Here is a 14,302-nt window from a genome sequence, read left to right on the forward strand (position 1 = left end):
TAAAAGTATTACTGGAGGATATAATTTATGAGTAAAATACGCATATTTGCGCTCGGCGGCCTTGATGAAGACGGCAAAAACATGTATGTCGTTGAAAACAACGAAGATATATTTGTCATGGAATGCGGATTGAAATATCCGGATGGTGATCAGTTAGGAATTGAGATGATCATTCCTGATTTCCGCTACTTACGTGAGAATCAATCACGTATTAAAGCAATCTTCATTACACATGGTCATGAAGATGTCATGGCAGCACTACCAAACCTATTAAAAGAAATTCCGGATATTCCGGTGTATACAGCACCATTAACAGCGATGATCTTAGAACGCAAACTAAAGAAGGTGGGTATTAAAGATTTAAATTTACACCGCGTTCGTCGCAATGCGAAGTTTAAGATTGGTAATACTGAGATTCGTACCTTTGGTACAATGCAGTCTATCGCAGATGGTTTTGGTGTGGCAATTAAGACAGAAGATGGATATGTAGTATATTCATCAGAGTTTATTGTCGACTACGATACAAAAAACGCAGCCTTCAAATTTGATATTACCAATATTACAGACTTAGGTAGTGAAGGCGTACTTGCGTTACTAAGTGAATCGGTAGGTTCTACGCGTGCTGGTAACAGTAGCCCACATCACCGCATTACAGAACAAATTGAACAGTACTTTGAAGATACACAGAATCGTATGTTTATTACTGTGTTTAATCAGAACTTATATCGTGTCATTGAAATTATTGAACTAGCAACGAAGTATAACCGTAAGGTTGTGATTTTTGATGAAGAGTTAAAGAGTTTGATGGCAGATATGGCAAAGCTTGGATACTATCATATTCCACCAGGATTAGAGGTAGCTCCATCTGCTTTCAGCAATGATATGGAGAACATCTTAGTCATTGTTTCAGGTACTGGTAAGTCCATCTTCCGTAAGATTCATAAGATGGCAACAAAAGAAAATGACAGAATTGAGTTACGTCCTACGGATACAGTGATTATCGCTTCTCCTGCCGTACCAGGTACAGAAAGAGAAGAAGCATCCATGGAAGATGACCTCTACAAAGAAGCAGGTCGTGTACTTATGATTGACTCACGTCGTGCTTATAGCATGCATGCAAGTATTGAAGATCTAAAGATGATGATTTACTTGATGAAGCCAAAGTACTATGTACCAGTCAAGGGTGAATACCGTCAACTCATCGCCAATGCGAATATCGCATTAAACATGGGATATAACGCAGATAAGATTATCGTTATGGATAATGGTCAAGTGGCTATATTAAACGATGGTGTGATGGCGAAGTCTTATGACAAGGTTGATGTGGATGATGTCATGGTAGATGGTAATGATAGTTTAGACGCTAGCGGTATGGTCTTAAAAGATAGAGAGATTCTAAGTACGGATGGTACAATTATCATCGGTGTTGTGATGAATCACGTCACAAAGGAAATCATCGGTGGACCAGATGTACAAAGCCGTGGTGTAATCTATCTGAAGGACGCAGACTACATTATTAAAGAAGTTGGCAACATCATGGAGAAGACCATTGATGATGCAGTGAAAGAAAAACGTTATGACAATATGTCTTGTCGTAGCGAAGCACGTGAGAAGATTAGTCGTTACATCTTGAAGGAAACAGGAAAACGACCTATGATACTTCCAGCAATTATCGAAATTAATACAAAGGATTAGTGAGGGAATACGTGGCAAGAAAGACAAAAGCACAACAACAAGCAGAACAAAACCAGCTCGTCTTTAGAGTGATTACAATTGTGATCCTCTTAGCTTTTGCCATTTTAGGCTTTACCAAAGCAGGCATCGTTGGTCTATTCATCTATAACTTATTAGGTTACCTAGCAGGTAACCTTTACTGGTTTGTGATTGCAATGGTAGTCATTGTTCTATTAATTAATATTATTAAAAGAAAACAGGAGGAAGAAGAAATTAGTTGGATACCAATTATCTTACTAATCTCTGCACTATTACTCCTAGAGGCATATCTTGCAGTACCAAATGTAACAGGTATGGATGCCTTATATGACTATATCAATCACACTTTAGATTACTTCATGCCAGATTCAACTTTGAAATTTAGTGGAGGCATCTACGGTATCTTCTTATATGCGATTACATCAATGATGTTTAATCGTATCGGTTCGCTACTTGTTATCATCGTACTCTTCATGATTGCGATGTTGTTGCTGGTGGATATGGAAGTTTACAAGAGAGCATTCCGCTCTGTCATCGCATTCTTTAAGATGCCAGAAGTTGAAGAAAGCAAGAAGGAAGAAGAGCCAGAGGAGCCAAAAGAACCAGCTAACCTTTGGAAGATACTTGATAAAGGCAAAGAGACAACTAGTTCACTGTTCCAAAATATTAAGGCAGATGGTAAGACAGAAAGCTTACCAACTGTTCAAGAAGAACAGCCAAGAACTGCAAGAGTTATCAATCGTATTCATCCAGATGATCCAACCCAAGAAGTACCAATTATCGTACTTCCAGGAGAGACAATCTCACAGAAAGATTCTGTATTCATCGATGTGGATGATTTAAGTGATGACCATGCTCGCATGGAACAAAAGACAACGCTAATGCAAGATACCATTGTACGTCAACCAGAACCATCACGCTTTACGCCAATGGCAGTCGATCGAGAAGAAGAGGAAGATTTATCTTCGACAGAAGAATATGAAACAATCGTGGATGAACATCCTGATCAAGAAAGTAATATCTATCCTCCATCCGAGGCACCAAAGCCAAAGAAACGTACACGTCCATATCAATTACCAAAGGTTTCACTCTTAGACCCACTTCCTCCAAAGGGTAGTAATCCAGAAAATGAAGTGGCTGCTAGAGAAAAATCACAATTATTACTACAGATTTTAAATAACTTCGATATTGAAGCACAGTTATTAAATATCCATATCGGACCATCTGTTACACAGTTTGAGATTCGTCCTGATGTAAACGTTAAGGTATCCAAGATTCTTGGCTTAACAGATAACATTAAGATGCAATTAGCAGCTAGAGATGTTCGTATAGAAGCACCAATTCCAGGCCGTAATGCGGTAGGTATTGAAATACCAAACGTGAAGAGTACGCCAGTTAAGATGCGTGAAATCATCAATGACGTAGGTAGTGATAAAGATCAACCATTACTATTCTTCCTTGGTAAAGACTTGCTGGGACGTACCGTAACATGTCGCTTAGATAAGATGCCACACATGTTGATTGCCGGAGCGACAGGCTCAGGTAAATCAGTATGTATGAACTCTATCATTTGTTCATTGTTATTGCGTACAAAACCAGATGAAGTAAAGATGTTACTAGTCGATCCAAAGAAAGTAGAATTTACACCATATCGTAATATTCCACACTTGATTGGACCGGTTATTAATGATCCAAACAAGGCAAGTAATGCCCTAAAGGTCATTGTACGTATCATGGATGAACGCTATAACATGTTTGCGGCTGCTGGTGTAAGAAACATCGAAGTCTACAACAACATGGTTGAACAACAGGGTGGTAGACCAAATCCAGATGGTTCCCCAGCACCGAAGAAGATTCCATATATTGTTGTGATTATCGATGAGTTAGCAGACTTAATGGCAGTCGCTGGTAAAGAAGTTGAACAATCTATTCAACGTATTACACAGTTGGCTCGTGCTGCAGGTATTCACTTAATCGTCGCAACGCAAAGACCATCTGTAGATGTTATTACAGGTATTATTAAGGCAAATATCCCAAGCCGTATTGCATTTGCGGTATCTAGTGGTATGGACTCACGTACAATCTTAGATCATGTAGGTGCAGAACGATTACTTGGCTATGGTGACATGCTTTACATGCCAATTGGACAAACAGGTTCAACCCGTGTACAGGGTGTATTTGTGACAGATGATGAAGTACAAAGAATTACAAGCTTTGTATCCTCAGAAGCTTCTCCAGTATATGATGATTCCTTTGTACAGTTAGATGGAATCGAATCAGGAGAAGGTGGTATCGTGACAGAAATCAGTGATGATCCACTCTTCAAGGAAATCAAAGAATACGTTATCGAAGCACAAAAAGCTTCTACATCCTTACTACAAAGACGCTTCGGCATCGGTTATAACCGAGCTGCAAGAATGATTGATGCCCTCGAAGAACATGGCATTATCGGACCAGCACAGGGTAGTAAACCTAGAGAAGTATATATCAAAGAGTGAAGACACCAGTTGGTGTCTTTTCTTTATGGATTGCAAATAGTTATATACTGTTATATAGTGTTATATGTAAGGAGATACAATGAAGATTATTCTAATAAACGGAAGTAGTACACCATTATATGAGCAGATTAAAAATGCAATTAAAGAAAACATCATTGAAAACACAGTATCATCAGATGCACAACTACCGTCTGTACGACAATTATCCAAAGAATTAGGTGTAAGTATATTAACCGTCAAAAAAGCATATGACGAACTAGAGCGAGAAGGATTTATTGTCATCAGGCAAGGGCTAGGTACATTTGTTGCGACAATGAATCAAGATATTTTAAGAGATGAAAAACAAAAAGACATAGAAGCTCATTTACTTGAAGCATGCAAGATTGCAAAAACAATCAATCTGAACAAATCTGAATTAACAGAACTATTCAATTATATTTATGAAGAAGGTATAGAAGATGAATAAAATTGAGATCAAAAACCTAAAGAAAGACTATCAAAACTTCACATTAAAAAATGTAAATTTCTCGATTCCTGCAGGATACGTTACGGGATTTATTGGTAGAAATGGTATGGGTAAAACAACAACCATCAAATCAATATTATCTTTGATTCAGTATCAAGGAGAAATTTTATCCATACATGGTGATGAGAAAAAAAAGTTGGATAATCAAAAGATTGGTGTGATTATGGATGATTCATTTCTTGCAAAAGATTGGAATATGGAACTCGTCAATCAAGCGATGAAAGTTGGATATGATAAGTGGGAAGAGAATACATATTGGAATTTTTTAGAGAAATTCAATATTGATAAGAAACTGAAAGTAAAAGAATTATCACGTGGGATGAAGATTAAACTCATGTTATCGATCGCTTTATCTCACAACGCAGAACTCTTAATCTTGGATGAGCCAACGAGTGGGTTAGATCCAAGTATGCGTGAAGAGTTTGTAGAAGTAATCTCTGACTATATGCAAGATGATAAGCATACCGTATTATTCTCTACACATATTACACAAGACCTTGAAACAATCGCGGATTACATTGTCTTTATTGATAATGGAGAAATTGTACTAGCTTTAGAAAAAGAAGAATTCATAAACTATTTCATGATTTTAAAGTGTGGTTTAGAAAGTCAAAATATACTTGATTCATCCGCAATCTTAGGACAAAAGAAAACAAAATATAATATTGAGTACTTAGTAAAACGAGATGCGATTGATGAGATACCAAATGAATATGTAGAAGATGCAATTACAATTGATAAGATTATGATTTTATATGGGAGGGAAAAATAATGAATGCAATTAAAGTGTTGAAGTTAGATTTATTATCCATAAAACCATATTTAACAATTAAAAATTTGATCATTCTAATAGGACTTGGAACTCTCTATGGTGTATTATCAAAAAATCCAGCTTTTGTTTTAGCTACGGTACAGATGTTTGCAATATTATTCTCGGGTTATCCTTTCATGGTAGGCGAAGAATCTGGGATTGATCCTTTATATAAACTGTTTAGTATCTCTTCAAAAGATGTAGTAAAAGGTAGATACCTACTAGCAACAGTATCTGTGATTATCATGCTTGTGGTTGGTGTTATTATGGCAATGCTTATAGGACTTGCATATCCGATGGAAGATTTATTCTATAGCTTACTATTAGCAGCACCATATATAGGACTGATCTCGTTAATTATTATTTTCATTGAGTATCCAATCTATTTTAAATATGGATATAAAAAGGGAAAAACATTAACAGCAGTACCAATGTTATTACTTGCGATTGGTACAGTATGTTCTACATACTTTCATGAATCTCTAAAATCTATATTACAATTTCTAGTGATGAATCCATTTATTGCTATGGGGATTATTTGCACCATTTTCTTTGTCATTGTAGTTGTTTCATTAAAACTTTCTCATCAGTCATACGCAAAAAGAGATTTTTAAATGAATAAAAGTAATTGACAAAAGTAACTGACTATCATACTATTTCAACATAACAAACCGATGATTGGGAAATCAAACATACAAAGGCAACTTCTAGAGAGCGGGGATGGTGGAAACCTGCAGGCATGCGGTATGCAAATGGACCCATGAGGGCTTAAGGAAAGCTTATGCAAGTATTTAAGACGCAATGTCAGCGTTAAAGGACAGAGAATGTGATTGCATTTTCAAAGAGAGAATAGTCAAAAGACTATTAAAAAAGGTGGTACCGCAGGTTAACGCTTGTCCTTTTGTGGGCAGGCGTTTTTGTATGTTGTGACTGAAAATGCAGAGAGAAGGAGGATATATCACATGAAAAAGTTAGTACAGGTAATTTGTGTTTTATTATGCAGTATGATGATTGGGTGTTCTTTACCCTCTGCATCAAAAAAGGATGCGAAAAAGTATGTGATCGTAAAGCAATTAGATCACGCATCCATTGATGAAATTGCAGTCGCAATTGAAAATGAATTAAAAGAGTTAGACGAAACAGCAGAAGTAGAAATCTATTCTGGTCAAAATGATCAATCTACATTGATGCAAATTGGCAAGCAAGCAGTAATAGATGGAGCAGATGTGATTATCCCAATTGGTACACTAGCAGCACAAACAATGGTTGTAGCAAGTGAGGATACAGAAATTCCAGTGGTTTACGCTACAATAAGTGATCCAGAAGCAGCTTCCTTAACGGGAATTGATCGAGTAACAGGTACATCTGATGCACTTAATACAAAGCAATTTGTTGACATGATGTTAAAACAAAATCCAGACTTAAAGACGGTTGGTTTACTCTATTCAAATTCAGAAGCAAACTCACAAAAGCCAATTGCAGAAGTGAAAAAGATTTTAGATGAAAAGAAAATTAAATATATCGAAGCAACCGCAAATACAAGTCAAGAAGTAATCGCCGCCGCATCATCTCTTATCGCAAGTAAGGTGGATGCAGTTTTTACACCAACAGATAACGTGATTATGTCTTCTGAACTTGCTATCTATGAGTCATTTATGAATGCGAATATCCCACATTACGCAGGAGCCGATTCCTTTGTTAGATCAGGTGCATTTGCGACATGTGGAGTGAATTATACAGATGCTGGTAGTAAGACAGCCAAGCTTGCATATGAAGTCTTACAGCCAGGATTCAAAAAGACAGAAGAATTTATCACACTAGATGGTGGTATCATCACTGTAAATACAGAAGTAGCAGAGAAGTTAGGTATAAACCCAGATATTTTCGCAGATTTCGGAAAAGTATTAACAGTTGAAACAACAGGAAAGTAAGGGATACTATGCTAAGTATTTTGCAAACTACTTTAGAATTAGGTGCTTTATATGCATTTGTATCAATCGCGTTATTTATTAGTTATCGACTTTTGGATATCGCTGATTTAACAACAGATGGAAGCTTTGTCCTAGGTATGGCGATATCTGTATCTTGTGCATTTGCTGGTTATCCAATTTTAGGTATCCTATTAGGTATGCTTGCAGGTGGTGCTGCAGGTTATATTACAGCCTTTTTACAAACTCGTATGGGTGTTCCATCCATTATTTCAGGAATCATTACAAGCACAGGATTATACACAGTTAATCTATTTGTCATGGGATGGTCAAGCCAAATATCACTTTTAAAACAAACAACAATATTTACAATCCTAAAGAAAATAAATATTGGTGGTAGTTGGTATGCTAGCATATTCGTGATTGTTTTATTGGTTGTATGCATGATTCTATTACGTTTATTTTTATCAACTAGACTAGGATTATCTTTGCGTGCAACAGGCGATAATCGTGCGATGGTAACAGCGTCTAGTGTAAATGTTAAAAATATGATTACGCTTGGACTAGTCATAGCTAATATGCTAGTTGGTTTAAGTGGAGCACTCGTTGGACAGTTCAATAAAACAAGCGATATTAATGCAGGTACTGGAATTGTAGTGGTTGGTTTAGCTTGTTTAATCATTGGTGAATCATTGATTCAAGGTAGAAAGTCATTATCACGTAATTTAACAGCTTGTTTTGTTGGTAATGTTGTATATCGAATGATTTATGCGGTTATTTTACAGACAAAGATTATCAACGTGCAATCATTAAAACTAGTGACAGCTTTGATTGTCGCACTTGCAGTAGCAGCACCGACAATCAAAAAAGAACTTTCTTTACATATGAGAAAGGGGAAATAACTAATGTTAGATATACAAAATCTTTCCGTTACATTCAATGCAGGAAGTATCGATGAAAAAAATGTACTTCATGATTTGAATTTACATGTTGAAACAGGTGAATTCATTTGTATCATTGGCTCAAATGGAGCAGGTAAATCCACTATTCTAAATACCATTGCCGGTAATATTATCCCAGATAAAGGTAAGATTCTTCTGGATGATATTGATATCACTTATGTCAAAGAGTATCAACGAGCAAGTTATATTGGACGATTATTTCAAGACCCACTAAAGGGTACTGCACCTAATATGACAATCGAAGAAAATCTAGCACTTGCTTGTCTAAGTGCAAAGGAAAAGAAATCACCATTTTCTTGGATTACAAACAAAGAACGCGAACTATTCAAAGAACAGCTAAAAATGCTTGATATGGGACTTGAAGATCGCATGCATACGCTAGTCGGAAATCTTTCTGGAGGACAGCGCCAAGCGTTAACATTATTAATGGCAACGATTGTACCACCAAAATTATTATTACTAGATGAACATACAGCTGCATTAGATCCAAAGGCAGCTGCAAAAATTATGCAACTTACTCAAGAAATTGTTAAAAAGCATCATATTACATGCATGATGGTAACACACCAGATGCAACAAGCCCTTGAAGTTGGCGACCGTACAATCATGATGAATGATGGCCATATTGTCATAGACATCAAAGGTGAGCAAAGAGCGAATATGTCAGTTTATGACTTAATGGAACGCTTCCATGCCAATACAGGAAGTAATCTTGCAGATGATCGTATCTTACTTGCAAAATAAGTATAGATAAAAATAGAAAGTTAATAAGAAAAAGACAGCAGAGAGAGAACTCTTTGCTGTCTTAATGTGTGACGGGCATGTCACAAACCTAACTGGTGAAAGTCCAGCCGTAGGTAGTTACCGCCAAGCGTAGCGAACCACAAGCCGTAAGTCGTGAGACTTTGGGTGAAGGAAGTGGTGTAGCGATTCTTTCGAGGTTACGAACAGAAACCTGATATAAGGCTAAATGGTGGGTGAGATTGCATTACAAATCAAAGCCCAAAAGGTAAACGTAAAACCAAAACAGTAAATCAGGAACTTGTGAAAGAAGAGAGAAAGGTATGTGACTTACCCCGTGAGGTCTTGTGGACGATGAATCCTAGACGTTTTCAAACAACTATAGTACCATCGGTCGGAAAAGGTCTATCACAAGAAGTCAGCTGAGCCCATAGTAGGTATACACCAATACTGAAGGGGTTAATGTTTGTATAGTGCAAATCGCTATATGTAAGAAAATGAATACTCTGGAATTGAGATATCACCTTGAACCATAGAACGTAACTATGGATGGTGAAAGGCAAGAAGAGGATTTCATTATTTGTGCAATAGAAGGAGGAGCAGCCATGGAATTAATGGACAAGATTCTAAGTCAAAAGAACTTGCAAGAGGCGATGAAAAGAGTCAAGAGTAATAAAGGTGCATCGGGCATTGACAAGATGTCTGTGGAAGAAATTGACGAATACTTCAGTAAACATATAGAAGAAATCAAAACTTCGATATGGGAAAAGAAATATAGACCTCAGGCAGTGAAAAGAGTTTATATCCCAAAACCAAATGGAAAGAAAAGACCATTGGGGATACCTGTTGTAGTGGATAGAGTAATCCAACAAGCAGTGGCACAAGTGTTTAGTGAACTCTATGACGAGTGCTTTAGCGAGCATAGTTATGGATTCAGACCAAACAGAAGTGCCCACCAAGCGATGGAGGAAGTGCTCTTCTACCTAAACGAAGGATGTGAATGGGTAATAGACCTAGATATTGAAAAGTACTTTGACACAGTGAATCATGATAAGTTGATATCCATACTTAGAGAGAAAGTAAAAGATGATGTAACGCTACATCTCGTAAGGTCCTTTTTGAGGGCCGGAATCATGGAGGATGGAATCATCCGCAGAAATGAGGAAGGCGTTCCACAAGGAGGTCCACTCAGTCCAATATTATCCAATATCTACCTAGATAGGTTTGATAAGGAACTGGAGAGCAGAGGACTAAGATTCGTAAGATACGCAGATGACTGTAATATCTTCGTAAAGAGTGAGATGTCAGCCAACAGAGTCATGAAGTCTGTATCAAGTTGGCTAGAAAGAAAACTATTTCTAAAAGTCAACATGACAAAAACAAAAGTAGTAAGACCTAGCAATAGTTCGTTTCTTGGCTTCACGTTCTGGAGAAACAAAGATGGATGGAAAAGTAAGCCTACATATGACAGGAAACAAAAACTATGTAAGAAAATAAAAGAAGTGCTATGCCGTAAAAAGGCAAGCGCACTTCCTTTATCAACTGTATTCACCAAAGTAAACCAAATCGTGAGAGGATGGATAAACTACTTCAGGATTGGTTCGATGAAGACCTTCTTAACAGAATTTGGAGAATGGTTGCGACACAAGATACGTGTAATAATTCTAAAACAATGGAAGAAACCAAAACGTATCTATACCAACCTACAAAACCTTAATCGGATACTCAAATTAAATATCCCTGATGAAAGAATCTACAGTACAGCCAATACTAGACTAGGACTGTATCGACAGACAAAGGGGAACACAATAAACTTCTTATTAAGTCCAAAGGTACTATCGATGAAAAACAAAAACAGACCGGGATTAATCAATCCACTAGAATATTATCAATCTAAGTAAAGGTAGAAACAATACAAATGTAGCGCCGTATACGAGACCCGTACGTACGGTGCAATGAGAGGGTCGAAGAATATCTGAATAAGATATTCTCACTCTACTCTATTTTTAGATTAATATAGTTTGAAGGTTCAAAAAGAGAAGGTTAACTATTTTTAGTGCATGCATGTATAAGATTCTTAATATAGTAATTAATGTTTAATTTATAATATTAACTTTTTTGCAAGATTTCTAATTTATGTATTTTTCATATTGTAGAGTAAACTTTCATGAAAATAAAAATATATTGGTATTTCGTATATAAAAGTGCTATTCTGTCATCAGTAGAAAGATTATTTTTGGGGTGAAATATGAGTGTTTCATACAAAAAGCTTTGGAAACTTCTAATTGACAAAAATATGAGTAAGATGGACTTGTTAGAAGCTGCTAGCTTAAGTACAGGAACTTTAGCTAAGCTTGGAAAGAACGGTAATGTTACTACTGATATTTTAGTAAAGATTTGTAAAGCTTTAGATTGTGATGTTTCGGATATCATGGAAGTTGTGAAAAATAATAAGGAGGATAAAGAGGTATGAATAAACAAGAATTAGCATCAAAAATTTGGGCAGGTGCAAATGAATTAAGGGGAAAAGTTTCCGCAAGTTCATATAAGGACTATATGCTTGGTTTAATTTTCTATAAGTATTTATCTGAGAAAGAAGAAAGGTACTTAAATGAAAAACTATATTTTGATGAAGACTTTAGTGAATTAACAGAAGACGATGAAGATACTGTAAAAAACTGTGAGGATAATATAGGTTATTTTATTGAAAATAAGAATTTGTTCTCATATTGGATTAATCAGGGATCTGATTTTACAATTGCAGATGTTCGAACAGCATTGTCAGCATTTGATAGACATATTGGATCTAATTATAGGAAAGTTTACGATTCAATTTTTGACGCACTTAGTAGCGGGTTAAACGATTTTGGAACTGGTGATTCAGAAAGAACAAAAGCTATAAGAAAACTTCTTAATCTAATTCAACAAATTCCTGTTGATGGTAGTCAAGACTATGATGTATTAGGTTTTGTTTATGAATTTCTTCTAAAGAATTTTGCGGCTAATGCGGGAAAAGCTGGAGAGTTTTATACACCACATGAGGCATCTATCATTATGAGTGAAATAATAGCCAATCATTTAAAGGATAGAAATGAGATTAGTATATACGATCCAACTTCTGGTTCAGGTTCATTACTTATTAACATTGGTAAATCAGTAGCTAAATATGTTGATAATCCTAATAAAATAAAATACTTTGCACAAGAATTAATACCAGAGACGTATAACCTTACAAGAATGAATCTTATCATGCATGATATATTACCTGATAATGTTATTGTTAGAAATGGAGATACACTTGTTAATGATTGGCCATTTTTTGATGAGAATGATAAGGAACGTACATACTATCCTGTTTTTGTTGATGGTTGTTGCTCAAATCCACCATATTCACAATCATGGAAGAATGATGATGCTGATAATGATATAAGATTTAATGACTATGGTATTGCACCAAAATCGAAAGCGGACTATGCTTTTCTACTTCATAATTTATACCATCTAAAGTCAGATGGTATTATGGCAATTGTCATGCCTCATGGAGTTTTGTTTAGAGGTGGCGATGAGGGAATTATAAGAAAGAATCTGATTGAAAAAAATAATATAGAAACTATAATTGGCCTTCCTGCCAATATGTTCTTTGGTACAGGAATTCCTACGATAATAATTATTCTAAAGAAGCAAAGAAATACAAATGATGTGTTATTTATTGATGCTTCAAAAGGATTTGCTAAAGATGGAAATAAGAATAAATTAAGAGCACAAGATGTTCGGAAAATAGTTGATACTGCTATTAACAGGGAAACTATAGATGGTTACTCAAGATTAGTTGAGAAAAAAGAGATAGAAGAAAATGATTATAATTTAAATATTCCTCGCTATGTGGATTCAAGTGAATCACAAGAAAAGTGGGATATTTATGCAACAATGTTTGGTGGAATCCCTAACAATGAATTAGCGGATTTAGATCAATTGTGGAGTACGTTCCCTTCTTTGAAGCATGAATTATTTGCAGACAGTGAAATACCATACTCGCAAATTATTACTGATGATATTAGAAATGTTACATTAAAAAATAAAGAGGTTAAGTATTATTTAGATGAATGTAAAACAGCATTTAATACATTTCCTTCGTATCTTTCAAATAGGTTAATTGATAATTTTTCTAAAGTGAAAATTGCTAGAGAAGAGTCTGTAATAGCAGAAGAACTGAAGAAGATTGTACGTAATATACCATTGGTAGATTATTATAGCGCATATGAGATTTTTGATGATAATTGGACAACAATAGCTTTAGATTTAGAGATTCTTCAAAAAGATGGCATATTGGCTGCTAGAGCAGTTGATCCAAAGATGGTAATAAAGAAAAATAGTAAAACAAATGAATTATATGAAAAACAGGAAGGTTGGATTGGAAGAATATTACCATTCGAGCTAATTCAGTCAATCTATTTTAAAGAAGAAAAAAGTAAACTTGAGAATTTGATTTCAAATCTTGATTCTGAAAAGAACGAAAAGGATGAATTATTTGACGCAATCGATCCTAATGATAAAGCAGAACTCGTGGATGATGATGGAGAAGTAGTGTCTAAAAAACTGAATGCTGTTTTTTCAAAATTGAAAAAAGAACAAAAAAATGGTGCGGTTTTTGAGGATGGTTCCTATGAAAGTATCATAATAAAAATTGATGATATCAATAATAGAATGAAGAAACTCAAAAAGGATATCAAAGACTTGGAGGAGGACCTCGAGTCTGAGACAATATCGAAGATTGAGAACCTTTCCGACACAGAAGTTAGAGAATTACTACAGAAAAAATGGATTGATCCATTGTGTCAATCGCTTATTGGACTTGGTAAAGAAGTTATAAACCAGCATTTAAAGAAACTTGAATATTTAACTAAAAAATACGATATTACTATGCATGATATATCTCAACAGATTGATGAATCAGAAAAGGCTTTATCTGAAATGCTTTCAGACCTTACAGGGAATGACTATGATATCAAGGGTATATTAGAATTTAAAAAACTCCTAAGAGGTGAAGAAGATGGAGAATAGAAAGATGGTTCCTGAAATCCGTTTTTCAGGTTTTACTGACCCTTGGGAACAGCGTAAGTTGG

At 35.5% G+C, this 14,302-nt stretch carries 11 protein-coding genes and 1 other annotated feature; all 11 genes read left to right on the top strand.

Annotation, left to right across the window (positions count from 1 at the left end; genetic code table 11):
- Window positions 1-27: 27 nt before the first annotated feature.
- The 11 genes from RYK16_RS03490 to RYK16_RS03540 all read left to right on the top strand — a co-directional run bounded on the left by RYK16_RS03490 (window position 28) and on the right by RYK16_RS03540 (window position 14,240).
- Window positions 28-1,695, top strand: coding sequence for a ribonuclease J (locus tag RYK16_RS03490; RefSeq protein WP_314850794.1), 1,668 nt, complete (start codon window positions 28-30; stop codon window positions 1,693-1,695).
- A complete protein-coding gene (locus RYK16_RS03495) occupies window positions 1,695-4,211 on the top strand; it encodes a DNA translocase FtsK (protein ID WP_314850796.1) in 2,517 nt (838 codons plus the stop codon). The genes RYK16_RS03490 and RYK16_RS03495 overlap by 1 nt, the downstream gene beginning before the upstream one ends.
- Before the next feature lie 79 nt (window positions 4,212-4,290).
- Window positions 4,291-4,677: a GntR family transcriptional regulator gene (locus RYK16_RS03500; protein ID WP_314850798.1), complete on the top strand. Its 387-nt coding sequence runs from the start codon at window positions 4,291-4,293 to the stop codon at window positions 4,675-4,677.
- On the top strand, window positions 4,670-5,509 hold the full coding sequence (locus RYK16_RS03505) for an ABC transporter ATP-binding protein (RefSeq protein ID WP_314850800.1): 840 nt from the start codon (window positions 4,670-4,672) through the stop codon (window positions 5,507-5,509). The genes RYK16_RS03500 and RYK16_RS03505 overlap by 8 nt, the downstream gene beginning before the upstream one ends.
- A complete protein-coding gene (locus RYK16_RS03510) occupies window positions 5,509-6,162 on the top strand; it encodes an ABC-2 transporter permease (RefSeq protein ID WP_314850801.1) in 654 nt (217 codons plus the stop codon). The genes RYK16_RS03505 and RYK16_RS03510 overlap by 1 nt, the downstream gene beginning before the upstream one ends.
- Window positions 6,163-6,213: 51 nt before the next feature.
- Window positions 6,214-6,452 (top strand) — a binding site (T-box leader).
- 58 nt (window positions 6,453-6,510) lie between these two features.
- Window positions 6,511-7,479 carry an ABC transporter substrate-binding protein gene (locus tag RYK16_RS03515; RefSeq protein WP_314850802.1) on the top strand — a complete coding sequence of 323 codons (969 nt, stop codon included), beginning with the start codon at window positions 6,511-6,513 and terminating at the stop codon, window positions 7,477-7,479.
- An 8-nt stretch (window positions 7,480-7,487) separates the two neighbouring features.
- On the top strand, window positions 7,488-8,378 hold the full coding sequence (locus RYK16_RS03520; protein ID WP_314850804.1) for an ABC transporter permease subunit: 891 nt from the start codon (window positions 7,488-7,490) through the stop codon (window positions 8,376-8,378).
- 3 nt (window positions 8,379-8,381) lie between these two features.
- Window positions 8,382-9,182, top strand: a complete 801-nt coding sequence (locus RYK16_RS03525) for an ATP-binding cassette domain-containing protein (RefSeq protein ID WP_314850805.1) — start codon at window positions 8,382-8,384, stop codon at window positions 9,180-9,182.
- A 602-nt stretch (window positions 9,183-9,784) separates the two neighbouring features.
- Entirely contained in the window at window positions 9,785-11,080 is a 1,296-nt protein-coding gene (gene ltrA / locus RYK16_RS03530) for a group II intron reverse transcriptase/maturase (protein WP_314850806.1), read from the top strand.
- A 347-nt stretch (window positions 11,081-11,427) separates the two neighbouring features.
- Entirely contained in the window at window positions 11,428-11,652 is a 225-nt protein-coding gene (locus RYK16_RS03535; RefSeq protein WP_314850807.1) for a helix-turn-helix transcriptional regulator, read from the top strand.
- Window positions 11,649-14,240: a type I restriction-modification system subunit M gene (locus RYK16_RS03540; protein WP_314850809.1), complete on the top strand. Its 2,592-nt coding sequence runs from the start codon at window positions 11,649-11,651 to the stop codon at window positions 14,238-14,240. Before RYK16_RS03535 ends, RYK16_RS03540 begins: the two co-directional genes overlap by 4 nt.
- Window positions 14,241-14,302: the final 62 nt, after the last annotated feature.

It is taken from the genome of uncultured Solobacterium sp. (assembly GCF_963550625.1).
GTDB lineage: Bacteria > Bacillota_I > Bacilli_A > Erysipelotrichales > Erysipelotrichaceae > Bulleidia.